Genomic DNA, 24728 nt, shown 5'->3' with positions numbered 1-24728 from the left:
AAATTCTGGATTTAATTTTTATTTGATTTTATTTGTATTAAAAAATCATTTACTTTTTTATCTTGAATTATAATTTTAAAATTTAAAATATTTAAGATTTGATTTAAATTAATTGATAATTTTTTTTAAGATCCAATTTAATAGTTTTTTCTTTTAAATCGTTTCTTTTATCATATTTTTTTTTACCCTTAGCTAAGGCGATTTCTAATTTTGCTAAATTTTTTTCTAAGTAAAGTTTTACTGGAATAGTTGTTAAAGAATGAGTTTTCATTTTATTTTTGATCTGTATAATTTCTTTTTTATTTAGTAAAAGTTTTTTTTCTCTTTTTTCCTGAAAAGTTAAATCACAACTTAATTTATATTTATTAATCAACATATTTATTATAAAAATTTCATTATTTTTAATATAAATATGTGCATTTTGTATATTAACTTTTCCTAATCTAATTGATTTAATTTCACAACCTATTAATTTAATACCAGCATAATATTTTTTTTCTAAAAAATAATTATATTCAGCTTTTTTGTTAACAGTAATGATTTTAAAATTTTTTTTCATAATTTATTAATACTTTCATTTAACAATTATATTTTTTTTTAAAATTAGTTTTATAAAATTGTTAATATTTTTATTTTTATATTATGAATATTTTAAAATTTATATAAAATATATAAAATTTTTTTATTAATATTTTTTAAATGTTGTTGATTTATTGATAAAAAATATGTTATTTATTTATTTTTATTATTATTTTTTTTTTCGTAATTTTTTAAATGTTTTTCAATAATTTCAATAGCTTCTTTTTGACCTTTTATATTTTCTATAAAACATTTTTTATTTTCTAATGTCTTATAGTTTTCAAAAAAATGTTTAATTTCATACAGCAAATTTTTTGGTATTTCTTTAATATCTTTATAATTAGACATAATCGGATCTTTAGTTGAAACAGCTATTATTTTTTCATCTAATTCATTTTGATCGATCATTTTTATAATTCCTATTGGAAAACATTCCACCAAAATCATTGGTTCTAAAGGTTCTTGAGTTAAAACTAATACATCCAAAGGATCATTATCTTCACAATGAGTTAGAGGTATAAAACCATAATTAGCTGGATAACGAAATGCAGTATTTAAAAAACGATCTAATATTAACATTCCTGTTTCTTTATCTATTTCATATTTTTTTTTACTACCTTGTGGTATTTCAATTACAGCTATAAATTTATTTTTAGTAATTCTTTTAGGATTAAAATTTTTTATTAAATTCAATTTTCAACCCCTCCTTTAATTTATTTATTTTAATATTTAAAATTTTTAATATTTTTATTTTAATTTTTTTGATAAATAATCTCCTATTAAATATATTATTTGAATAGTTAAAAGAATAACAATAAAACAAATAAAAACTTCTAAATCATCTCCATTTTTATATTTTTCATATGCTAAAACACCCAATCCCAAACCATTTTTGTTACTTCCACCAAAAGAACCACCTGCAATTGTTGAATAACAAATTCCTGTTATAAGTAAAGAAGTTTTTTGAATTATTAATTCACTTATAATTATTTTATTTTTAATTATTTTTTTTAAACAAAAAATATAATTTTTTGTATTTTTAATAAATATTTTTTCTATTTTTTTAGAAAAAACTAAAGTTAAATATATAGTTAAAATAAAACAAGCACATAAAAATCCCCCTTTTGTATCATTTCTGAAAAAAATTTGAAAAATCAAAACAGTAAAAAAAGAAAAAAATAGAAAAGGTAAGTGTGTAGATATATCAATGATTTTATTAGTTATTGAATAAAAAAATTTTTTTATTATTTTATCATTTTTATGTGTTTTATATAAAAAAATTCCTAATAAAAAACCTAATAAAGCACCTATAGAACAAGATGTAAAAGATAAAGTTAGAGTTTCTATTAATCTTGTTGTTAAATTTTGTAAAAATTCTGATGTAATCATCACTTTTATATTTCCTTTCTTTTATTTCTGATTTTTATATATGTTTATAAATTTTTAATAGGTTTATTGAAATTTAAATATTTTAAAATACAAAGCTATTATTTTTCTATTAATTTATTTAATTTATTTTTTAATATTTCTTTGATTTCTTTCATTAAAATTATTTGTTCTTTATTTAAATTTTCTATATTAACTTTTTCTGAATTTAAATTTTTTTTAAAAATAATAATAAGAATTATATAAATAAAAAAAGACATTATTAAAAATTCAAAAATTGCTTGTAAAAATTTACCATAATTTATGTATATATTACTGTTTGAGGCTATACAAAACTTTAAATCTGAAAATTTACTTTTATTATTTAATAGTAGATTCATTAAAGGCATAATAATATCACAAGATAAGGAATTTACTATTTTAGAAAATAATTGACTTATTACAAAAGCAATTGATAAATTTAAAACATTTCCTTTATTAATGAATTTTTTAAATCCTTTTGTAAAGTTATTGTTAAAAATTTTATTAACATTTTTATTAATATTCATATTCACCTCATTTTATTAAAACTATTTATTTATATTGTAATTTTAACATAAAAAAATATTTTTTTATTATGATGATATAATATTAAACAAAATTTTTTATAAATTGTGCATAATTATATTATAATATAATTAAATTAATTAATATATTTAATTTTTTAAATAATTTTTATTTAAAAATATTTTTACTAAGTAATATTTTATTTTAGATATTATTTGACATTTTTATACTAATTTAATATAATTTAAAAAATAGTGTTAATTAAAAAAAGTTAATAATGAGATATTATTTGAAAAATTTTATTTTTTTGAAATAAAGATAAATTTTATTAAAATTAAAATTTTTTTTTAAATAAATTATAGGATAGATGAAGGTATTTTTATTGTGGAAAAAAATAATAATATTAATCATAAATTAAATGATAAAACATTTATGGCTAATGAAAAAACATTTATAAAAAAATGGTTTATAGTTGATGCTAAAAATAAAACTTTAGGTAGGTTATCGACTAAAGTGGCTTCTATTTTAAAAGGAAAGTATAAATCTTTTTATACTCCTCATGTAGATTGTGGTGATTTTGTTGTTGTTATTAATGCTGATCAAATTTTTTTAACAGGTAATAAATGGAAAAAAAAATATTATTATAGACATTCTGGTTATCCAGGAGGTTTAACTAAATTAACTGCCGGTGATATGATTAAAAAATTTCCTACAAGAATTGTAGAAAAAGCTATTTTAGGTATGTTACCACATAGTAAATTAGGTTCTAAAATAGGTAAAAAATTATTTGTTTATGCTAAAGAAAATTATAAACAAAAAGCTCAAAAACCAGAAAGTTTAGAGGTATAATTATTAAATTATGAAAAATCAATATTTTGGATTGGGAAGACGTAAAAGAGCAGTTGCTAGAGTTATTTTGACTAAAGGAACAGGTAATATTACTGTTAATAAAAAAAAATTTGAAGAATACATACCTTTTATTACAAAACGTTTAGAAACTCTTTATCCTTTGAAATTAACTGATAGTTTAGAAAAATATGATGTTATGGTTAATGTTAACGGTGGTGGTTTGGTATCACAATCGGGAGCAATTCGTTTAGGTATTTCAAAATCTTTATTGATTATTAATCCAGAATGGAGAACTGTTTTAAAAAAATCAGGTTTACTTACTAGAGATCCACGTTCAAAAGAACGTAAAAAATATGGTTTAAAAAAAGCTCGTCGCGCTCCACAATTTTCTAAACGTTAATTTTTTAATTTTAATAAATATTTTTTTATTTTATTAATTTTTTACATTTAAAAGGGAAAAATATAAAATGACAAAAATAAGAGTTCGTTATGCTCCTAGTCCTACTGGTTTTTTGCATATAGGGAATGCTAGAACAGCCTTATTTAACTATTTATTTGCTAAACGTTATAATGGTAGTTTTATTATTAGAATTGAAGATACTGATTTATCTAGAAATATTTCTGATAGTGAAAAATCACAATTAAAAAATTTAAAATGGTTAGGTATAAAATGGCAAGAAGGTCCTGATATTGGTGGTTCATTTGGTCCTTATAAACAATCAGAAAGAACACATATTTATCAAAAATATGCTCAAAAATTATTGTCCCAAGGTATGGTTTATAAAGAATATAAAAAAGAAGATAATCAAAAATTTTCTCTTCGTTTTAAAGTACCTAAAAATACTGAATACGTTTTTAATGATTTAATTCGTGGTAATATAGTTTTTCAAAGTAAAGAAATTGAAGATTGGATTATTATGAAAGAAAATGGATTACCAACTTATAATTTCGCTGTTGCTATTGATGATTTTTTAATGAAAATATCACATATTTTTCGTGGTGAAGAACATATTACTAATACTCCAAAACAGATTATGATTTATCAGTCTTTAGGTTGGAAATTACCAATATTTGCTCATATGACTTTGATTTTAAATGAAAATAAAAAAAAGTTAAGTAAAAGAGACAATTTATCTATTCAATTTGTAGAAGAATACGCTAGTAAAGGTTATTTACCTGAAGCATTATTTAACTTTTTGTCTTTGCTAGGTTTTTCACCTAAAAGTAGTACAGAAATTTTATCTCATGATGAAATAATTAATTTATTTGATGAAAAAAAAATAACCAAATCTCCTGCATTTTTTGATTATGTTAAATTAAATTATATTAATAGCCAATATATTAAAAAAATGTCTATTATTGATTTAGCAAAAAAATCACAAAAATATTTTCAAAAAGAATATCCTAATTTTGATCTTTTATTTTTAGAAAAATTATCTATTTTACTACAAAATAGAATTCATTATATTCAAGAAATGTTTTATTTATATCAATTTTTTTTTATAAAAAATAAAAAATTAAATTTAGATAATGAAAATTTTTTGCGTAATCATCATAGTTTATTATTATTAAAAACATTAAAAGAAATTTTTGAAAAAATAGATTTTAAAGCTTTATATATAGAACAAGCTATAAAAAAAGTTTTAATGATGTATGATATGAAAAAAAATTTTTTTATGATTATAAGAATTGCTACTACTTTAGAAACACAAGGACCTAATTTACCTCTTTTTTTAGAATTATTAACTCGTGAAAAAGTATTATCTAATTTAGAAACAGTTATAAAAAAAATTTCTTGTTAATTTTTATAAAAAAATTTTATTATTATTTTTTTATCATATTAATTAAAAGGAAAAAATAACTTAATGTTAAAAATTTATAATACTTTAACAGGTAAAAAAGAAAATTTTAAACCCTTATTTTCAAATATTATTAATATATATGTTTGTGGTCCTACAGTTTATGATGATATTCATATTGGTAATGCTAGACCTTTAATTTTTTTTAATATGTTGAAAAAATATTTACAAAATTTAAATTTTCAAGTAAATTATGCAGTAAATATTACTGATATTGATGATAAAATTATTAAAGTCGCTATGGAAAAAGAAACAACAGAAAAATTTATTTCAAATAAATATATTAATTGTTTTTTAAATATTTTAAAACATTTAGAGTTAGACAATATTGATTATTTTCCTAAAGTTACAGATTTTATTCCTGAGATTATTTCTTATATTGAAAAATTAATATTAAAAGGATATGCTTATATTAATGATCAAGGAGTTTACTTTAGAGTTGGTTTAATATCTAATTATGGTAAATTAGGTTCTAAAATTATTAAAGATTTAAAAAAAAATAATAGAAAAGAATTTGATTCACAAAAGGAAAATCATCAAGATTTTATTTTGTGGAAAAAAACTAAATTTGGAATTAAATATAAAAGTCCTTGGTTTGAAGGTAGACCTGGTTGGCATACAGAATGCTTAGTAATGATTAAAAAAATTTTTAATGTTACTTTAGATATTCACGGTGGTGGTAATGATTTAAAATTTCCACATCATGAAAATGAATTAGCTCAATCTATTGCTTATGATGGAAATAATTTAAGTAATTTTTTTATTCACATAGGTCGTATTGATTATAAAAAAGTTAAAATGAGTAAATCTTTAGGAAATGTAATATTAGTAAAAAAATTATTAAAAGAATTTAATTCTAATGCAATCAAATTATTAATAATTTCTCATTATTATCGTCAACCTATTGATTTTAATTATTTTTTAATGGAACAATTTGCTGCTAAATATGAAAAAATAAATAATTTATTACAAAAAAATAATTTTATTTTAAAAATTAATAATATTTTTTCTAATCAATTAGATACATTAATTATAAAAAAATTTTATGAATATATGAATGATGATTTAAATACACCTAATGTAATTAGTTTAATTGAAAAAGGATTAAAAATTTTTCATAAAAATATTGATTTTAACACATTATCACAAATTCAAAATACTTTAATCTTTATTTTAAATATTTTAGGAATTGAAATTTTTTTAAAACCAATTACTGAAGAAACAATAGAAATTTATCATTTATGGCAAAAAGAATTTAAATGTAGAAATTTTGAAAAATCTGATTATTATAGAAAAATTTTAGTAGATTTAGGGTTTATTTAGACTTTAATATATTTATTGTTTTATTTAAAAAATAATATTTAAACTTGGAGCATTTATGAAAAAAATTAAAAAAACAAATATTAATGATATTAATAAAAATAATTTAAAAAATGAGAATTTTCTTCAATTTTATGGATTAAGCGATAAAGAAATAGAAGAAAGAAAAAAAATAGGAAAAGTAAATATAATTACTCAAAATGTTAAAAAAACAGCATTAAGTATTATTTTAGTTAATATTTTTAGTTTTTTAAATTTATTAGTATTTTTAGTTGCTTGTTTTTTAATTTATTTAAAAAAATATGAACAACTTTTTTTTATATTGACTAACACAATAAATGTTTTAATTGGAATTTTTCAGGAGCTTAGAGCTAAATATACTTTAGATAAAATATCTTTATTAATGTCAAATAAATCTAAAGTTATTCGTAATGGTAAATTAATTGAAATTGATGCTTCTGAAATAGTAATTGACGATCTTTTATATACAGAATCAGGATATCAAATTTTAGTAGATGCTAAAGTAAAAGATGGTTTTATTGAAGTAGATGAATCTTTTTTGACTGGAGAATCAGATTTAGTTTCTAAAAAAAAAGGTGATTTTTTATTTTCTGGTAGTTATGTTTTTTCAGGACAAGCATGTGCTGAAGTTAAAGAAATAGGAAATAATACCTATATTCAAAAAATTTCTAAAGAAGCTAAAAAATATCTTAAAATTCAAACACCTTTAACAAGAAGTTTATCTTTTTTTGTTAAAGTTATTTTGATTATTATAGTTCCAATGGCTTTAATAATATATTTAACTTTTCCTTCAATTGAAACAATTTTTTTAGATTATTATTATTTGGGTTTATTTGGAATGATTATTGGAATGATGCCGATAGGAATTTTTCTTTTAATAAGTTTATCTTTAACAATTAGTTGTTTAAAATTAATTAAAAATAATGTTTATGTTCAAGATTTTTTTGCTATTGAAATGTTAGCACAAATTAATATTTTATGTTTAGATAAAACAGGTACTATTACTGATGGTAATATGAGTGTTAAAAAAGTTTTAGAATTTAAGAAATTAAATAAAATTTCATTAGAATGTATTATTTCGCAAATGTTTCCTGTAAAACAAGATTTAAATTTTACTAGTGATGTTTTACGAAAAAGTTTTGTTAATTCAGATTCTTATGTTTCGCCATATAAAAATATTGATAGTTTACCTTTTTCTAGTATACGTAAATATAGTGCTATAGAATTTGAACAATTAGGAACTTTCTTTTTAGGTTCTCCTGAGTTTATTTTAAAAAAAGACTTTGATATTATTCAAAAAGAAGTAAATAAATATTCAAGTTTAGGTTATCGAGTTATTTTACTAGCTAAAAATAATTTTTCTTTAAAAGAAAATGAACAAATATTTCATAGCAAAGAACCTTTATCTTTGATTATTATTGAAGATAATATTAAAAAAAATATTATTTCTACTATAAATTATTTTAAAAAAAATGATGTAGAAATTAAAATTATTTCTGGCGATAATCATTTAACTGTGGCTAATATTGGTAAGCGTTTGGGGATTATAGAAAATAATCAAGAAGCTATTAGTTTAGAAAATTTAACTGATAAAGAAGTTAGTGAATTAGCTTTAAAATATAAAATTTTTGGTAGAACTTCACCTAAACAAAAAAAAATTTTAATCGAAAGCTTTAAAAAACAAAATTATAAAGTAGCTATGACTGGGGATGGTGTTAATGATATTTTAGCTTTTAAAGTTTCTGATATTTCTATTGCTATGGGTTCTGGTAGTCAAGTAACGCGCAATTTAGCAAATATAGTTTTAATGGATTCTCAGTTTAACGCAATACCTAATATTGTCTCAGAAGGTAGAACAGTAATTAATAATTTAGAAAAAATCTCTATTTTATTTTTTTCTAAAACAATTGCTTCTTTTTTATTAGGTTTAATAGTTATTATTGTTAATTCGTTTTTATTTAAAGGTATGGACAAATTAATTTTTCCAATTGATCCATTACAATTAAATTTATTAGATTTTTTTTCTATTGGTATTCCTTCTTTTTTTTTAATGTTTGAAAATAATAATAAAATTGTTAAAAATGATAAATTTTTAATGAAAGTTTTAAAAAAATCTTTCCCCTTTTCTTTTTTAATTTTTTTAAATTATTTATTTTTATTATTTTCTTTTAATTCTGTTGGTTTTAAAGATATTGATAAACAAATAATAATATCAAATTTTTTATTTTTTGTTATTACGTTTGTTTTATTCTCTTTATTATTTTATAAATGTTATCCGTTTAATAAATGGAAAAAAACATTATTTATTTCTATGTTAATATTTTTTTCAATTACTTTTTATTTATTAGAATATAACAAAATTATTAAATTTTTAATTTTTGATGAAAAAATATATCAACAAAAAATAATATTACTTCCATTTATCTGTTGTTTTTTGTTTTTTAATTTTTTTGTTATTGGTGTGTTTTTCTTAATTAAAAAAGTTATAAAGAAATATTAATAATTATAATTATTAATATAATAAATAAAATTTAAAGGTTTTTATAATGATTATTTATGGTAAAAATACAGTTAAAGAAGCTATTAATTCCAAAAGAAAAATTTTTAATTTGTTTATAGATGAGAAAAATTTAGATTTAAAATTATTAAATTTTTTTAAAAAAATTAAATTGAACTTTAATTCAGTAGATAAACAATTTCTAAATAATTTAACTGGAGTTAATAAACATCAAGGGATAGTTGCAAAAGTTGAAGATTATAAATATAGTTCTTTAGAAATATGTTTAAATAATCTTGATTCAGACAAAATTAAAAGATTTTTAATTCTAGATAAAATTCAGGATCCTCATAATTTCGGAGCTATTTTAAGAACTGTAGAAGCATCTGGATTTGAAGGTATTATTATTAGTTCTAAACATCAAGCTCCTATAAATTCTACTGTTGCTAAAATCGCCAGTGGAGCTTTAGAATATGTTAAAATTTTTTTAGTAGTAAATCTTTATCAAACAATTTTAAAATTAAAAAAACATAATGTTTTAATTGTTTCTACAGATGAAAAATCTTCTTATACTTTAGAAAAAATTCCTTTAAAACAATCATTAGCTATTATTGTTGGAAACGAAGGAAAAGGAATTCGTTTTTTATTAAAAAAAAATTCCGATTTGTTAGTTAAAATACCTATGCAAGGTAAAATCAATTCTTTAAATGTTAGTGTAGCGGCTGCTTTAGTTATTTATTCTATTTTATTATCAAAGAGTGTATAATTTTATTACAATTTAAGTTATAAATTATTAAATATTAATTATTTTTTTAAATATTTCATAATTTATAATTTTTATTGTATAATATTGAATATAATTATTGTTTAATAAGTATTCATAAATTAAAATTATTAATAATTTATTATATATTTTTCATAAATTATCTATATATATTTAAAAGTTAAATAAATAACATAGTTTTTATAATACAAATAAGTCCTTCTTATAAATTTTTATATTAGTTTATAATTTTATTTTTATATATTAATTTAATACATATTAAATTAATAGTATAATTAATAAGAAATTTAAAAAATAAATATTATTGTGATTAATATTTTTTATAAAAATAAAAATATTCAATTATATTATTGTAAAAGATTTAATTTTATTAATATTTATTTTAATTTATTAATTATTTCTAAATAAATATGATGTATTTTTATTATTTTTATAAACTTTAAATATTTTTTATTTTAATAATTTTACAAAATATTTAAAATCATAATTATTTTTTAATTATTATTAATTAACGTTTTATTTTTTATTTATTAAAACATTATTAAAATGATAATTTTTTAAATTAAATTCATTTTTTAGAAAAATTTTAATCAGGAACTTTATTATGAAAAAAAAATATGATTTTAAATTCATAGAAAAAGATAGATATAAAAATTGGATAAATAAAGAATATTTTAAAGATAATTTTAAAAAAAATACTATTAATAGTAATAACGCTACTATTAATAAAAAACCTTTTACTATTATTCTTCCACCTCCAAATGTAACTGGTAAACTACATTTAGGACACGCTTGGAATAATGTTTTACAAGATGTAATTATTAGAAGAAAAAAAATGTTAGGTTTTGAAGTCCTTTTTTTGCCTGGAATGGATCATGCCGGAATTGCTACACAAAATAAAGTTAAAAAAAGATTAATATTTGAAGGATTACTTAATGATAAACTTTCTAAAGAAACATTTTTAAAATATGCTTGGCAATGGAAAGAAGAATATTCAAATAAAATAAGACGTCAATGGGAATATCTAGGATTACATTTAAATTATGAAAATGAAAAATTTACTTTAGATTCGGATTTAAGTTCTACTGTTCAATATGTTTTTATTGAATTATATAAACAAAATTTAATTTATCGTTCTGACAGAATTATTAATTGGGATCCTAAAACACAAACAGCTTTATCTAATGTTGAAGTATATTATCAAGAAAAAAATTCTTATATTTATTATTTAAAGTACTTTTTGTATAATGATCGTAGTTGTTTTTTAGAAGTTGCTACTACTAGACCAGAAACTATGTTTGTTGATCAAGCTTTAATGGTTCATCCAGATGATAAAAGGTATAAACATTTGATTGGTTCTAAATTTTTAATTCCTGATACTAATATTGTTATTCCTTTAATTAGTGATTTTTATGTTAAGCCAGAATTTGGGTCAGGAGTAGTTAAAGTAACCCCAGCTCATGATGAAAATGATTTTTTAATTGGTAAAAAACATAAATTAAAAGCTGTTTTATGCATTAAAAAAGATGGAACTATGAATTCGATGGCTTTAAATTATGAAAATTTAGATCGTTTTGTTTGTCGTCAAAAATTAATTAATGTTTTAAAAGATAAAGGTTTTGTAAGTAAAATAGAACCCCATGTTTGTTCAATACCTTATTCTTCTATTTCTAATGTTCCAATTGAACAAATACTTTCTTTACAATGGTTTTTAAAAACTAATGAATTATCTAAAAATGTTTTAAATAAAAATAAAATTAATTTTTATCCTTTACGTTATAAAAAAACATTTATTCGTTGGTTAGAGAATTTACAAGATTGGTGTATTTCACGTCAATTATGGTGGGGTCATTCTATTCCTGCTTGGTACAAAGATTCTGAAATTAAAGTTCAAATTGAAAGTCCGGGAAAAGAATGGAAAGCCGATCCAGATGTTTTAGATACTTGGTTTTCTTCTTCTTTGTGGCCTTTTAGTGTTTTGGGTTGGCCAGATAAAGATAATTTTAATTTTAAACACCGTTTTCCAACTGATGTTTTGGTTACTGGTTATGATATTTTAACTTTTTGGGTCTCTCGTATTTGTCTACAAAGCCTACAATTAACTCATAAAGATCCCTTTAAAGATGTTTTATTGCATGGGTTAATTAGAGATTCTAAAGGAAATAAAATGTCTAAATCTAAAGATAATGGCATTGATCCTATTTTAGTTATAGAAAAATATGGAACAGATGCTTTAAGATGGTTTTTAACTACGAATTCTAGTCCTGGTATGGATTTAAATTATGATGAAAGTAAAATTTGTGCTAGTTGGAATTTTTTAAATAAAATATGGAATATTAGTTGTTTTTTTAAATTAAAATTTAATATTTTTACAGAAGATTTTGATGAAAATAAATTATTGTTTCCAGAAAAAGCTATTTTAACTCAATTTATGCAATTATTAAATAAAGTTGATATTTTATTTGAAAAATACGAATTCCAAAAAGTAGGAAAATTAATTTATAAGTTTGTTTGGGAAGATTTTGCTAATTGGGGATTAGAATTTTTAAAAGATTATATTCAAAAACCTAATACACAAAAATTTTTAATTTATATTTTTAATAATATTTTAAAGTTATTAAATCCATTTATCCCATTTTTAACAGATTTTATTTATGTTGAAATTAATAAAACTGATACTATTATGTTATCTAATTGGCCAAAAATTAATTATGAAAATTTAGAATGTTTGAAAGATTTTGAAATTTTAAAGAATTTAATTATTAAAATGCGACAATTTATTAAAAAATATGAAATTAGTAGTATTCGATTAATATCTATAGAATTAGAACTTTCTATTGAAAAACAAAAAATTTTATCACCTTTTAAAACTACTTTAAAAAAATTTTTTCAGGTTAATGAAATAATTTTAATTAAAAAAGTTAATAAAGAAACCAAAAATCTTTTATTTGTTGAAAAAGATATTAGTGTTTATTTAGATAAAAATACTTTTTTGTTTTTAAACAAAAAAAAAAGTAAAAGCAATTTACAAATTCAAAAAGAATTTATTTTTAAAGAAATTAAACGCAGTGAAAATATTTTAAATAATAAAGAATTTTTAACAAAAGCTAATCCAAATAAAATAAAGGAAGAGAAAAATAAATATCAAAATTATTTATCTGAGTATGAAAAAATAATGAATTTTTTATCTCATGAAGAAGAATAAATTTATAAAAATTAATTTATAAATGAGGTTTTAAATATGATTATTAATAATAATATTATTTATACTGATTTTAAAGTTGTGAATAATCCTAAGGCTAATATTATTATTACTCATGGTTTAGGTGAGAATTCTAAAGATTATTATCATTTAGCAAAATATTTTAATAAAGCTGGTTATAATGTTTTATTATATGATGTTCGTGGTCATGGTAAAAGTAGCGGTAAAAGAGGCGACATTTCTAATTTTCATTTTTTTTTAGATGATTTATTTCAATTAGTTTTATTTTTAAAAAAAATTAATAAATTAAAAATTTTTTTATTAGGTCATAGTATGGGTGGAATTATTGTTAATAGTTATGTTGTTAAATATAGCAATATTGATGGATTAATTGTTAGTTCAGCTCCCACTATGATTGATAAAAAATATTTATTTTATCAATATCCTTATTATTTTTTTAATTTTAGAAAAATTAAACTAAATTTTCCAAAATCGAATAATATTTTAATTGATAATTATAATCCTTATAGTTTGGTTTATGTAAAACCTCGTTTAATGAGAAATATTTTAATTTTAAGTATAAAATATTTAAATAAAAATTTGAAAAAATATTTATTTCCTTGTTTGTTTTTACATAGTTTTCAAGATAAAATAGTTTCTTATTTGCATAGTAAAACATTATTTAATAAAATTGAATCAAAAGATAAAAAAATTAATTTATATCCTTATTATTATCATAATTTATTCAATGTTTTAGAACATAAAATAATTGTATCAGATATTTTAGAATGGTTAGATTTACAAATTTTAAAATAAAAATTTATTTTATAAAAATATTTAATAATATTAAATATTTTTGATTATTTATATTGTAATAAAAATTTTTTTCAGTTATAATATTTAGTATTTATTTTTAATTCTGATTTATTTAATTTATTTGAAAAATGATAATTATCATTTTTAAATTTAATATAATTTATTAAATTTATTTTAGATATAATTTTTTAATTGCCTTTTATGATAAGTAAAAAATAATATATGGAGAAAAAAATAAAATGTCTAAAGAAAAAGAAATTATTAAGATTTTTTTGAAAACATATGAACATCATTTAATTGATCAAGTTGCAAAAAAAATTATTAATAATGTTTTAAAAACAGGAGCTGAAGTTAAAGGCCCTGTGCCATTGCCTACTAAAAGAGAAATTTTTACTGTTTTGCGTTCTCCTTTTGTAAATAAGGATTCTAGAGAACAGTTTGAACGTCGAACTCATAAACGTTTAATTCAAATTATTAACCCTAATTCAAAAACTATTGATGCTTTAATGCATATTGATTTGCCTTCTGAAGTAGATATTTTATTAAAAAAATAAAAATTAGATAAATAATTGTTAAAATTTTTGAAAGGAAATAATTAAAAAATATGGCTAAAGGAATCTTAGGAAGAAAAATAGGAATGACCCAAGTTTTTGATAAACAAGGAATATTAATTCCTATTACAATTGTTGATGTTTCAGATAATGTTGTTTTACAACAAAATAGTGTTGAAAAAAATGGTTATCTTTCTACCCAATTAGGTTTTAGTTCTAAAAGAGAAAAGTTAAGTACAAAACCAGCTTTAGGACATTTTAACAACGCTAAAACATCACCTAAGCGATTCGTTAAAGAAATTCGTTTTCTACCATGTATTAAAAATGAATTATCAGAATTAGTTTTAGGTACTTGTTTAAAAACTAATTTATTTCAATCTGGAGATATTATTGATGTTATTGGTATTTCTAAAGGTAAAGGTTTTTCTGGTTCTATTAAAAGACATAATCAAAGTGAAGGTCCTAAAAGTCATGGTTCTAGATATCACCGAAGACCAGGTTCTATGGGACCAATTAAAGGTAAAATAAAAGGTAAAAAATTACCAGGTCAAATGGGTCACAAAACTGTAACTTTACAAAATTTAAAAATTAATTCTATCGATCATGAACAAGAACTTTTTTTAATTAAAGGTAGTATTCCTGGTCCTAAAAAAGGATTTGTAATAATTAAAACAGCAATTAAAAAAGTCATAAAGGAGAACCAAAATGCCTAAATATAATTTGATTAATCAAAAAGGAGATTTTTTATCTCAAATTTATTTAGATGATGAAATTTTTGGTATTAAAATAAATAAACAAGTTTTATATGATGTAGTTAATGCTCAAAGAGCATCAATGAGACAAGGTACTCATTCAACCAAAAATAGATCTTTAGTTTCTGGTGGGGGTAAAAAACCTTGGCGTCAAAAAGGAACAGGGCGTTCTCGTCAGGGAACCATTAGATCACCTTTATGGAGAGGTGGTGGAGTTGTTTTTGGTCCTTTGCCACGCGATTATTCTGTTAAAGTTAATCAAAAAGTAAGACGATTAGCTTTAAAAATGGCTTTATCCTGGAAAATTAATAATAAAAATTTAATATTAATAGATAATATCAATTTAGAAACACATAAAACTAAAGAATTTCAAGATATTTTAAATAAATTAAATATTCAACAAAAAACTTTAATTTTGACTATAGATTTAAATCATAATTTATGTCTTTCTATTAGAAATTTATCTAAAGTATTATTAGAAACTGTATCACATGTTAGTGTTTATCAATTGTTAAGTTATTCTAAAATTATTTTAACAAAAGAAGCTGCTAATTATTTTGAGGAGAATTTAAAATAATGATTAAATATTATGATTTGATTAAATCACCTATTTTCACAGAAGAAACTAATAAATTAATTGAAAGACAAAATAAATATTTTTTTAAAGTATCTAAAACAGCTAATAAAATAGATATAAAAAAAGCTTTAGAAAAAATTTTTTTAATTAAAGTTAAATCTGTTAATACTTTAAATGTTTCTCCTAAGTTTAAAAGAAAAGGTAAATATTCAGGTTATACATCGGGCTATAAAAAAGCTATTGTTAAGTTATTTCCTGGACATAAGATAGATATTATTGATTAATATGTAAAATATTTATTTTTATAATAAAAAATAAATATATTTATAATTTTTCAAGAAAGGTTAAAAAAATGTCAATAAAAACTTCAATTAAAAAATATAAACCTACTACTAACGGTTTACGTAATATGAGTGTTTCTAGTTTTTCTGAAATTACATCTCAAAAATCTGAAAAAAGTTTATTAGTTACTCGTAAAAAAATGAGTGGTCGTAATAATCAAGGTAAGATAACTGTTAGACATCAAGGAGGCGGTGTTAAGAGAAGATACCGTTTAATAGATTTTAAAAGGAATAAAGATAATATTATAGGTAAAGTATCTCAAATTGAATATAATCCAAATTGTAGTGCTAATATTGCTTTAGTTTATTATTCAGATGGTGAAAAAAGATATATTTTATGTCCTAAAGATTTAATTGTTGGCTCTAAAATTTTATCTGGACCTGAATCTGATATTAAAATTGGTAATACTTTGCCTTTAATAAATATTCCTGTTGGTACTAAAGTACATAATATTGAACTAAAACCAGGTAAAGGTGGTCAATTAGCTCGCAGTGCTGGTACTTATGTTCAAATTATTAGTAGAGAAGAAAAATATGTTTCCTTACGTCTTCCTTCTGGTGAAGTACGCAAAGTTTTAAGTTCTTGCCGCGCTACTATTGGTGAAATTGGTAATGAATCTCATAAATTGATTAATTATGGTAAAGCAGGTAAAAAACGTTATTTAGGAATTAGACCTACTGTTAGAGGTTCTGCTATGAATCCTAATGATCATCCTCATGGGGGTGGTGAAGGTCGTGCTCCTATTGGTCGTAAATCACCAATGACTCCTTGGGGTAAAAAAGCTCGAGGTGTTAAAACTAGAGATCTTAAAAAGAAATCAAATTTTTTAATTATTAAAAGTCGTAAAAAATAATTAGGAGAAAAAAATATGTCACGTTCAGTAAAAAAAGGCCCTTTCTATGATAATCATTTATTAGTTAAAGTTTTAAAACAAAAAGATGTTAAAAATAAAAAAGTTATTCAAACATGGTCACGAAGATCAACTATTTTACCAGAATTTAGAGGAAACACTTTTGCCGTTTATAATGGACGTGTATACATACCTGTTTATATTAATGAAGATATGGTTGGACATAAATTAGGAGAATTTTCTCCAACACGCACTTATCGTGGACATGATAAAAAAGATAAAAAAATTCAAAAAAAATAGTAGAGAGGAATAAAAAATGATTTCTAAAGCTATTGTAAAAAAAGTATCAATTACACCTCGAAAAGCACGTTTAGTAGTTGATTTAATTCGTGGTAAAGAAATTCAAGTAGCTAAAGCTATTTTAATGTTTACTCCTAAATCAGCTTCAAACATTATTTTAAAACTTTTAAATAGTGCTGAAGCTAATTTAGTTAAAAATATTAATTTAAGTTCTGATGGTTTTTACATTTCTGAAGTTTATGTTAATGAAGGATTACGTTTAAAACGTTTATTTCCGAGAGCTAAAGGTTCTGGTGATATGATTAAAAAAAGAACTAGTCAAATTGTTTTAAAATTATCCGTTCAAGAAAAAATTAAAGACAATATTAAAGCTAAAAAAAAGGAGATCAATGTTCATGGGACAAAAATCTAATCCTAATGGTTTAAGATTAGGTATTATTAAAAGTTGGGATTCTAAATGGTTTGCAAATTTTAAAAAAACTCCACAATTTATTCATGAAGATTTTTGCATTCGTAATTTTATTAATAAAAATTACTCTAAAGCTTTAATTTCTAAAATTGAAATTGAACGTAGTAAGAAAAAAGATAAAGAAGTTATTAAAATTAATTTACATGTTGTTAAAACTAATATAATTAATGGAAAAGATAATGAATCACTTAAAAAAATTACTAAACAAATAGAAAAAATAACAAAAAAAGAAGTAGTTTTTAATGTTATAGAAATTAAAAATCCTGATAAAGTAGCTATTTTAGTAGCAAAAACAATGGCTGAACAATTAGAACAACGTTTTTATTTTAGACGTGTACAAAAAATGGCTATTCAAAAAGTTTTAAAAACAGGAGTTAAAGGTGTTAAAACTTTAATTTCTGGTCGTTTAGGTGGTTTAGAAATGGCTCGCAGTGAAGGCTATTTAGAAGGTAGAGTACCACTTAATACTTTTCGAGCAGATGTTGAATATGCATTTACAGAAGCTCATACAACTTACGGATCTTTTGGCGTTAAAGTATGGATTTTTCATGGTGATGTTTTACCAGGTGAAACTATTTTAGATACTAGAAAACCTTTTGTTATAAAAAGTAATTATGCTTATAAAAATAATAAAAAAATAAATAATTATAAAGGTGATAAATAATTATGTTGATGCCTAAAAGAACTAAATATCGTCGTCCTCATCGTTTAAGTTATGAAGGTAAAGCAAAAGGTAAAAATTTAATAGTTAATGGTAATTATGGTTTGATAGCACAAGAAGGTAATTGGATTACTAATAAGCAAATTGAAGCTGCTCGTATTGCTATGACTCGTCATATGAAAAGAACAGGAAAAGTTTGGATCAATATTTTCCCTCATTTATCTTTAACTCGTAAACCTTTGGAAGTGCGTATGGGTTCTGGTAAAGGTGCACCAGAAGAATGGGTAGCTGTAGTTAAAAAAGGTAAAGTTTTATTTGAAGTAAGTGATTTAAATAATTCTGTTAAATCTGAATTAGAAGCTTTAAGATTAGCATCTCATAAATTACCTATTAAAACTAAAATTGTTAAGAAAGGCGAGCAAAAATAATGAAAATGCAACAATTTCGTAAAATGACTACTAAAGAATTACAAGATAATTTGATTAATTTTAAAGAAGATTTTTTTCGTTTACGCTTTAAATTATCTTTAGGTAAATTAACTAATACTTCTCAAATTAGTAAAGTTAAAAAAAATATTGCTCGTATTAAAACTGTTATAACAGAGAATTCTTTATCTAAAAAAATTTTTCCGGAATTAGAAAATAATAATTTTAAAGATATAATTGAAACTAAAAAAGAAAAATAATATTAGAAAAAACTAAAAAATAATTATAATAAAAATTAAGATAAAATTAATATTAATTTTTTTAACTATAATATAAGGAGGGACTAAAATGTTACGTAATTCTAGAAAAATTTTTACAGGCAATGTTATATCTGATAAAATGAGTAAAACTGTTACTGTAGAAGTAAATATTTACAAAAAAGATTTATTATATGGAAAAATAGTTAAAAAATCTAGAAAATTTTATGTTCATGATGAAAATGAAAAAGCCAAAAAAGGCAATTTAATTAGTTTTATGGAAACTAGACCTCTTTCTAAAACTAAAAAATTTCGTTTATTAAAAATTATTTTTAATAACGTTAAGGAAAAAAAATAATGATTCAACGCGAAAGTCGTTTGGTTGTTGCAGATAATAGCGGCGCTAAAGAAGTTTTAGTTATTAATATTTTAGGTGGAAGTACTGGTTTTTATGCTAATATTGGAGATATTGTTGTTGTAACTGTAAAAAAAGCAATTTCTTCCGGTGCTGTTAAAGCAGGCGATGTATTAAAAGCCGTTATAGTTAGAACTAAATATGGTTTAAGACGAAAAGATGGTTCTTATATTAAATTTGATGAAAATGCTGTAGTTATTATTAAAGATGATTTAACCCCAAGGGGTACTCGTATTTTTGGTTCAATAGCACGTGAATTAAGAGAAAAAAAATTTACTAAAATTATTTCTTTAGCTCAAGAAGTGTTATAAAGGGAGATTAAGTAACTAGTATATGAATATTAAATTAGGTGATCAAGTAGCAATTATTGCTGGTAAAAATCGTTTTGCTACTGATGAAAATGGTAAAAAAATTATTAAAACTGGAAAAATTTTAAAAATTTTTCATAAACAACAAAAAGTATTAGTTGAAGGCATTAATATTGTTTATAAACATAAAACTCCTTTAAAAGACGAAGATAAAGGTAATATTATAAAACAAGAAGCACCAATACACATTTCTAATGTAGCTTTAATTGATTCTTTAAAAAATGTTCCTACCAGAATTGGACATCGTATAGAAAATAATAAAAAAGTTCGTTATTTTAAGAAATCAGGAACTATAATAGAAGATTTGAATTAAGGAGAAATTTTAATAAATGATAAAAAGATATCATAAAAAAGAAGAAATAATTTCTTTTTTAACTAAAAAATTTAGTTATAAATCTTTAATGCAAGTTCCTAAAATAGATAAAATTGTTATTAATATGGGCGTTGGCGATGCTGCAACTAATCCCAAAGTTTTAGAAAATGTCTTTGAAGAATTAACTTTATTAAGTGGACAACGTCCAATAGCTACTAAAGCTAAAAAATCAATTTCTAATTTTAAATTAAGAGAAGGAATGATTATTGGGGCTAAAGTTACTTTAAGAGGTGAACGAAAAGAATCTTTTTTATATAAATTAACTCAAATAGTTTTACCTCGTGTAAGAGATTTTAGAGGTGTTTCTCCTAAATCTTTTGATGGAAGAGGAAATTATTCTTTAGGTTTAAAAGAACAAATTGTTTTTCCGGAAATAAATATTGATAAAATAACTAAAAATCGTGGTATGGATATTATTATCGTTACTACTGCTAAAACCAATAAAGAAGCTAAAAAATTACTAGAGCTTTATGGTATGCCTTTTAAAGATTAAGGAGAAAATATATGGCTAAAAAATCCAAAATAGTTAAAAATCAAAAACAAATGTTATTAATTTTAAAATATGCTGATAAATATTTTGAATTAAAAAAAAATGCTGATTATAAAGGTTTATCTATGATTCCTGCTAAGGCCTCTAAAGTGCGTTATAGAAATAGAGACTCAATTGATGGTCGTTCTCGTGGATATATGCGAAAATTTGGTATTTCTAGAATTAAATTTCGAGAATTAGCTCATAAAGGTGAAATACCAGGCATTAAAAAAGCTAGTTGGTAAAAAAGGAGATTAATAAAAAATATATGGTTATGACCGATAATATTGCTGATATGTTAACTCGCATTAGAAATGCGAATCAAATGCATCATTCGCAAGTAATAGTTCCGGTTTCTAAGTTTAAAGTGGAAATTTTAAAAGTATTAAAAGAAGAAGGTTTTATAAAAAATTTTTTTATTAAAGAATTTAAACGAGAAATTATTATTATTTTAAAATATACATTTGAAAGAGAAAGAGTTATTAAGGGTTTAAAAAAAATTTCTAAACCAGGTTTAAAAGTGTATGCTTCGGCAGAAAAAATTCCTAAAGTATTAAGTGGTTTAGGTATTGCATTGATTTCTACTAATAAAGGTATTTTAACAGATCATAAAGCTCGTTTAGAAAAAGTAGGCGGAGAAGTATTGGCTTATATTTGGTAATGAAAGGAATAAAAGCATGTCAAGAATAGGCAATAAAGAAATTAAAGTTCCTGATTCTGTTAATATACAAATTCAGGATAAAAATTTTATTGTTGTTAAAGGACCTCAGGGAAAACTTGAATATCAATTTAATCATAAAATTAAAATTCTTCTTATAGATAATATTATCAAAGTATCACGTCCTAATAATGAACTTTTTATGAAAAAAATTCATGGTACTACTCGTGCTTTGTTATCTAATATGATTGAAGGGGTAGAAAAAGGATTTGTTAAATGCTTAGAAATTGTAGGTTTAGATTATAAAGTTGATTTAAAAGACGAAAAATTAATTTTACATTTAGGTTTTTCACATCCTATTGAAATTAAGATACCTAAAGGTATTGATATAGAAATTCCTAAAAAAATAAAAGGTATTCGTATTAAAGGTATAGATAAACAATTTGTAGGTGAATTTGCTTCTAAAATAGCTAAATTACGTAAACCAGAACCTTATAAAGGAAAAGGTATTCGTTTTGAAGGTCAATATGTTATTCGTAAAGCTGGTAAGAGTACTAAAAAATAAAGAAAGGTCAATTAAATAGTTTATGATAATTAAAAAAATATCTAATTTAGTTCGTAAAAAACGTCATTTAAAATTAAGAAAAAAAATTATCGGCACAAACCAAAAACCACGTTTAAATATTTTTCGTTCTAATAAATCTTTTTATATACAATTAATAGATGATGAAAAGCAAGTAACTTTATGTAGCGTTCATAGTAAAGAAGTTGATTCTAAAGGTTTAAATATAAAAACAGCTACTAAAGTTGGCGAATTAATAGCTAAAAAAGCTTTATCTCAAGGTATTGTTAATGTAGTTTTTGATAGAGGTGGTTTTTTGTATCACGGTAAGATTGAAGCTTTAGCTGATGCTTCTCGAAGATCAGGATTAAAGTTTTAAAGGTAAATTGATATGATAAAACAAAAATTTAATAAAAAAGTAAATTTATTTGAAGAAAAAGTAGTTAAAATAAAACGCATTACTAAAGTAGTTAAAGGCGGTAGACGTTTTCGTTTTGCTGTTTTGTTAGTTGTAGGTGATAAAAAAGGTAGAGTTGGTTTTGCTACTGGTAAATCTCAAGAAATTGTAGAATCAATAAAAAAAGCTTCAGAAAAAGCAAAAAAAAATTTAATAAAAGTACCTTTATTTAGAACAACGATTACACATTTAATTACTGGTCATTTTGGAGCTACTAAAATTTTCTTAAAACCAGTTGGTAAAGGTACTGGTATTATAGCAGGTGGTAATGCTGCAAGAACTATTTTTGAATTAGCAGGAATTAATGATATTTCAGCTAAAACTTTAGGTTCTAGAACTTCTATTAATGTTTTAAGAGCTATTGTAGATGGTTTAAAAAAATTAAGAACAAAAGAAGAAATTGCTAAAATAAGAGGAATTTCTTTTGATAAGGTAGAGTAATAAAAAAATGAAAAAACCACAATTTATTATTATTTTAAATAAAAGTTTAATTGCTAGAACTAAATCACAAATTCAAACAGCACATACTTTAGGTTTAAGAAAAATTAATCAAAAAGTTATAAAAGATGATAATCCAGTTAATAGAGGTATGATGAGAAAAATTTATCATTTAGTTACTATTGAAAAAATTTAGAAAGGATATTGTGAAATTATGTTGCATCAACTAAAACCATTTAAAGGTGCTAGAAAAACAGTTAAACGTTTAGGTCGAGGTTGTGGAAGTGGTACTGGTAAAACTTCTGGTAAGGGCCATAAAGGACAATTAGCACGTTCTGGTGGTGGAGTTAGACCAGGTTTTGAAGGAGGTCAAATACCTTTTTTTCAAAGAATTCCTAAACGTGGTTTTCATAATATTAATCAAAAAAAATATTCTATAGTTAATTTAGGCGCTTTAGAAATATTTGAAAATAATACTTTAGTTAATGAAGAATTATTATTAGAGAAAAAAATTATTAAAAATATACTCCCTGATGGAGTTAAAATTTTATCTCAAGGGAAATTAACAAAAAAATTAAATTTTAAATTTTCCAAATATTCAAAAAAAGCTCAAGAAAATATTAAATTAATGGGTGGAAATATTGAGGTTAATTAAAAGATGTTGAAAAAAATAAAATTAATTTTTAAAAGTAAATTAATTTTAAGATTTGTTTTTACTTTATTTATCATTTTTGTTTTTATTTTGGGGCGTAGTATACAAATTCCGTTTTTAGGTCCTCAAATAAAAAAAATATTTGATGATATTTATAAAACATTATTAAATTCATTTCAATTAATTAATTTTGATCTTAAGAGTTTGAATTTGTTATCTTTAAGTATATATCCTTATATTACTGTCTCTATTTTTATTCAATTGGTCCAAAAATTAATTCCTTATTTGAAAGAATGGCGTGAACAAGGTGAAATCGGACAACAAAAATTAAATCGTTTAACTCGTTTTTTAGCTATTTTATTAGCTTTTTTTCAAAGTTATTTAATGATTAATAAATATAATATTGAATTTAAAGACAAGATATATATATCGTTTTTTTTAGCTACTGGAACAGCTATTTCTATTTGGTTATCTGATTTAATTACAGCTAAAGGGATTGGCAATGGAACTTCAATTTTAATTATGGTCGGAATGAGTAATGCAGTATTTACTACTTTTCAAAAAATATTTGAATTTTGGCCTATAAAAAAAATTCAATTTTTTTCTTTGTTTTTTTTATTATTATTTATTTTAATATCTACCATTATAATTTATTTAGCTGTTTTAAAAATTCCTATTATTTATCCTAATAAACAAAGTCAAGTAGAAAATTACATTCCTTTAAAAATTAATGTTCCCGGAGTATTACCGATTATTTTAACTTCTACGTTACAAGCATTTTTTATGTTTTTTATTAATAATATATCATTTTTTAATAAATTAAGTTATAAAGATAAAATTATAGAATTTATTAGTATGTCTAATAGTTTAGGAATTATTTTTTTTGTTTGTTTAATGATTTTTTTCTCTTTTTTAACTTCTTTTGTAATTGTTAATATTAATGATATTTCAGAACATTTATCTAAACAAGATGCTTATATTGAAAATTGTAGACCAGGTAAACAAACTACAGAAAAAATATCTTATGATTTTTTTAGAATTACACTTATTGGTGTTTTGTTCATGGTTTTTTTATTCATATTACCTTTGTTAATTAGTAAATTTTTTAATTTTACAGAATTTAAAATTGGTGGAACAGGATTTTTAATTATTGTTGGTGTTTCTATTGAAACTTTACAACAAATTAGTTCTACAGCCAATAAAGAGGATTATGCAAGAATTTTTTAAAAAAAT

34 protein-coding genes are annotated in these 24728 nt (G+C 21.6%); 30 read left to right on the top strand and 4 right to left on the bottom strand.

What is annotated here, in order from left to right; genetic code table 11:
* Positions 1-103 precede the first annotated feature (103 nt).
* The 4 genes from smpB to mscL all read right to left on the bottom strand — a co-directional run bounded on the left by smpB (position 104) and on the right by mscL (position 2513).
* Positions 104-559 (bottom strand): SsrA-binding protein SmpB, encoded by a 456-nt coding sequence (gene smpB / locus ACLHHF_RS00270; RefSeq protein WP_411307830.1) that lies wholly within the window; start codon positions 557-559, stop codon positions 104-106.
* Between the two features lie 173 nt (positions 560-732).
* Positions 733-1272: an inorganic diphosphatase gene (locus tag ACLHHF_RS00265; protein ID WP_411307829.1), complete on the bottom strand. Its 540-nt coding sequence runs from the start codon at positions 1270-1272 to the stop codon at positions 733-735.
* A 54-nt stretch (positions 1273-1326) separates the two neighbouring features.
* Positions 1327-1968: a hypothetical protein gene (locus tag ACLHHF_RS00260; RefSeq protein WP_411307828.1), complete on the bottom strand. Its 642-nt coding sequence runs from the start codon at positions 1966-1968 to the stop codon at positions 1327-1329.
* 98 nt (positions 1969-2066) lie between these two features.
* Entirely contained in the window at positions 2067-2513 is a 447-nt protein-coding gene (gene mscL / locus ACLHHF_RS00255) for a large conductance mechanosensitive channel protein MscL (RefSeq protein ID WP_411307827.1), read from the bottom strand.
* Positions 2514-2943: 430 nt separating this feature from the next.
* On the opposite strand from mscL, the gene rplM reads away from it, so the two are divergent.
* From rplM to ACLHHF_RS00105, 30 genes are all read left to right on the top strand, one after another.
* Positions 2944-3360, top strand: coding sequence for a 50S ribosomal protein L13 (gene rplM, locus ACLHHF_RS00250; RefSeq protein ID WP_411307997.1), 417 nt, complete (start codon positions 2944-2946; stop codon positions 3358-3360).
* Between the two features lie 7 nt (positions 3361-3367).
* Positions 3368-3760 carry a 30S ribosomal protein S9 gene (gene rpsI, locus ACLHHF_RS00245; RefSeq protein ID WP_411307996.1) on the top strand — a complete coding sequence of 131 codons (393 nt, stop codon included), beginning with the start codon at positions 3368-3370 and terminating at the stop codon, positions 3758-3760.
* Positions 3761-3827: 67 nt separating this feature from the next.
* Positions 3828-5162: a glutamate--tRNA ligase gene (gltX, locus tag ACLHHF_RS00240; RefSeq protein ID WP_411307826.1), complete on the top strand. Its 1335-nt coding sequence runs from the start codon at positions 3828-3830 to the stop codon at positions 5160-5162.
* Positions 5163-5225: 63 nt separating this feature from the next.
* The gene (cysS, locus tag ACLHHF_RS00235; RefSeq protein ID WP_411307825.1) at positions 5226-6542 is read left to right on the top strand and encodes a cysteine--tRNA ligase; all 1317 of its coding nucleotides are present in this window, start codon (positions 5226-5228) and stop codon (positions 6540-6542) included.
* 55 nt (positions 6543-6597) lie between these two features.
* Positions 6598-9060: an HAD-IC family P-type ATPase gene (locus tag ACLHHF_RS00230; protein ID WP_411307824.1), complete on the top strand. Its 2463-nt coding sequence runs from the start codon at positions 6598-6600 to the stop codon at positions 9058-9060.
* 46 nt (positions 9061-9106) lie between these two features.
* Complete coding sequence (gene rlmB, locus ACLHHF_RS00225; RefSeq protein ID WP_411307823.1) at positions 9107-9823, top strand: 23S rRNA (guanosine(2251)-2'-O)-methyltransferase RlmB; 717 nt, start codon at positions 9107-9109, stop codon at positions 9821-9823.
* Positions 9824-10445: 622 nt separating this feature from the next.
* Complete coding sequence (locus tag ACLHHF_RS00220) at positions 10446-13046, top strand: valine--tRNA ligase (RefSeq protein WP_411307822.1); 2601 nt, start codon at positions 10446-10448, stop codon at positions 13044-13046.
* Between the two features lie 36 nt (positions 13047-13082).
* Positions 13083-13859, top strand: a complete 777-nt coding sequence (locus ACLHHF_RS00215; RefSeq protein ID WP_411307821.1) for an alpha/beta fold hydrolase — start codon at positions 13083-13085, stop codon at positions 13857-13859.
* Between the two features lie 239 nt (positions 13860-14098).
* Positions 14099-14413 carry a 30S ribosomal protein S10 gene (gene rpsJ, locus ACLHHF_RS00210; RefSeq protein WP_411307820.1) on the top strand — a complete coding sequence of 105 codons (315 nt, stop codon included), beginning with the start codon at positions 14099-14101 and terminating at the stop codon, positions 14411-14413.
* 50 nt (positions 14414-14463) lie between these two features.
* Positions 14464-15123, top strand: a complete 660-nt coding sequence (rplC, locus tag ACLHHF_RS00205) for a 50S ribosomal protein L3 (protein ID WP_411307819.1) — start codon at positions 14464-14466, stop codon at positions 15121-15123.
* Complete coding sequence (rplD, locus tag ACLHHF_RS00200) at positions 15116-15739, top strand: 50S ribosomal protein L4 (protein ID WP_411307818.1); 624 nt, start codon at positions 15116-15118, stop codon at positions 15737-15739. The genes rplC and rplD overlap by 8 nt, the downstream gene beginning before the upstream one ends.
* Positions 15739-16023: a 50S ribosomal protein L23 gene (rplW, locus tag ACLHHF_RS00195; protein ID WP_411307817.1), complete on the top strand. Its 285-nt coding sequence runs from the start codon at positions 15739-15741 to the stop codon at positions 16021-16023. The genes rplD and rplW overlap by 1 nt, the downstream gene beginning before the upstream one ends.
* A gap of 68 nt (positions 16024-16091) precedes the next feature.
* Positions 16092-16934 (top strand): 50S ribosomal protein L2, encoded by an 843-nt coding sequence (gene rplB / locus ACLHHF_RS00190; protein ID WP_411307816.1) that lies wholly within the window; start codon positions 16092-16094, stop codon positions 16932-16934.
* A 15-nt stretch (positions 16935-16949) separates the two neighbouring features.
* Positions 16950-17231: a 30S ribosomal protein S19 gene (gene rpsS / locus ACLHHF_RS00185; RefSeq protein ID WP_411307815.1), complete on the top strand. Its 282-nt coding sequence runs from the start codon at positions 16950-16952 to the stop codon at positions 17229-17231.
* 16 nt (positions 17232-17247) lie between these two features.
* Positions 17248-17643 carry a 50S ribosomal protein L22 gene (rplV, locus tag ACLHHF_RS00180; RefSeq protein ID WP_411307814.1) on the top strand — a complete coding sequence of 132 codons (396 nt, stop codon included), beginning with the start codon at positions 17248-17250 and terminating at the stop codon, positions 17641-17643.
* Positions 17627-18364, top strand: coding sequence for a 30S ribosomal protein S3 (rpsC, locus tag ACLHHF_RS00175; protein WP_411307813.1), 738 nt, complete (start codon positions 17627-17629; stop codon positions 18362-18364). Before rplV ends, rpsC begins: the two co-directional genes overlap by 17 nt.
* 2 nt (positions 18365-18366) lie before the next feature.
* Complete coding sequence (gene rplP, locus ACLHHF_RS00170) at positions 18367-18789, top strand: 50S ribosomal protein L16 (protein WP_411307812.1); 423 nt, start codon at positions 18367-18369, stop codon at positions 18787-18789.
* Complete coding sequence (gene rpmC / locus ACLHHF_RS00165) at positions 18789-19046, top strand: 50S ribosomal protein L29 (RefSeq protein ID WP_411307811.1); 258 nt, start codon at positions 18789-18791, stop codon at positions 19044-19046. The genes rplP and rpmC overlap by 1 nt, the downstream gene beginning before the upstream one ends.
* An 88-nt stretch (positions 19047-19134) precedes the next feature.
* Positions 19135-19401 (top strand): 30S ribosomal protein S17, encoded by a 267-nt coding sequence (rpsQ, locus tag ACLHHF_RS00160; protein WP_411307810.1) that lies wholly within the window; start codon positions 19135-19137, stop codon positions 19399-19401.
* Positions 19401-19769 carry a 50S ribosomal protein L14 gene (rplN, locus tag ACLHHF_RS00155; RefSeq protein ID WP_411307809.1) on the top strand — a complete coding sequence of 123 codons (369 nt, stop codon included), beginning with the start codon at positions 19401-19403 and terminating at the stop codon, positions 19767-19769. The genes rpsQ and rplN overlap by 1 nt, the downstream gene beginning before the upstream one ends.
* Positions 19770-19791: 22 nt before the next feature.
* Complete coding sequence (gene rplX / locus ACLHHF_RS00150) at positions 19792-20139, top strand: 50S ribosomal protein L24 (protein ID WP_411307808.1); 348 nt, start codon at positions 19792-19794, stop codon at positions 20137-20139.
* 16 nt (positions 20140-20155) lie between these two features.
* Positions 20156-20692, top strand: coding sequence for a 50S ribosomal protein L5 (gene rplE / locus ACLHHF_RS00145; protein WP_411307807.1), 537 nt, complete (start codon positions 20156-20158; stop codon positions 20690-20692).
* 11 nt (positions 20693-20703) lie between these two features.
* Positions 20704-20973 (top strand): 30S ribosomal protein S14, encoded by a 270-nt coding sequence (rpsN, locus tag ACLHHF_RS00140; RefSeq protein WP_411307806.1) that lies wholly within the window; start codon positions 20704-20706, stop codon positions 20971-20973.
* 23 nt (positions 20974-20996) lie between these two features.
* The gene (gene rpsH, locus ACLHHF_RS00135; RefSeq protein WP_411307805.1) at positions 20997-21389 is read left to right on the top strand and encodes a 30S ribosomal protein S8; all 393 of its coding nucleotides are present in this window, start codon (positions 20997-20999) and stop codon (positions 21387-21389) included.
* A gap of 16 nt (positions 21390-21405) precedes the next feature.
* Positions 21406-21951 carry a 50S ribosomal protein L6 gene (gene rplF, locus ACLHHF_RS00130; protein WP_411307804.1) on the top strand — a complete coding sequence of 182 codons (546 nt, stop codon included), beginning with the start codon at positions 21406-21408 and terminating at the stop codon, positions 21949-21951.
* A 22-nt stretch (positions 21952-21973) separates the two neighbouring features.
* On the top strand, positions 21974-22327 hold the full coding sequence (gene rplR / locus ACLHHF_RS00125) for a 50S ribosomal protein L18 (RefSeq protein WP_411307803.1): 354 nt from the start codon (positions 21974-21976) through the stop codon (positions 22325-22327).
* A 12-nt stretch (positions 22328-22339) separates the two neighbouring features.
* A complete protein-coding gene (rpsE, locus tag ACLHHF_RS00120; RefSeq protein WP_411307802.1) occupies positions 22340-22846 on the top strand; it encodes a 30S ribosomal protein S5 in 507 nt (168 codons plus the stop codon).
* A 7-nt stretch (positions 22847-22853) separates the two neighbouring features.
* Entirely contained in the window at positions 22854-23039 is a 186-nt protein-coding gene (gene rpmD, locus ACLHHF_RS00115) for a 50S ribosomal protein L30 (protein ID WP_411307801.1), read from the top strand.
* Between the two features lie 18 nt (positions 23040-23057).
* Complete coding sequence (gene rplO, locus ACLHHF_RS00110; RefSeq protein ID WP_411307800.1) at positions 23058-23498, top strand: 50S ribosomal protein L15; 441 nt, start codon at positions 23058-23060, stop codon at positions 23496-23498.
* A gap of 3 nt (positions 23499-23501) precedes the next feature.
* A complete protein-coding gene (locus ACLHHF_RS00105; protein WP_411307798.1) occupies positions 23502-24722 on the top strand; it encodes a preprotein translocase subunit SecY in 1221 nt (406 codons plus the stop codon).
* Positions 24723-24728: the final 6 nt, after the last annotated feature.

The organism is Candidatus Phytoplasma pyri, from assembly GCF_046600495.1.
GTDB lineage: Bacteria > Bacillota_I > Bacilli_A > Acholeplasmatales > Acholeplasmataceae > Phytoplasma > Phytoplasma pyri.
Note: the sequence above shows the minus strand (reverse complement) of the source record. Positions and strands in the feature narration are given on the sequence as shown.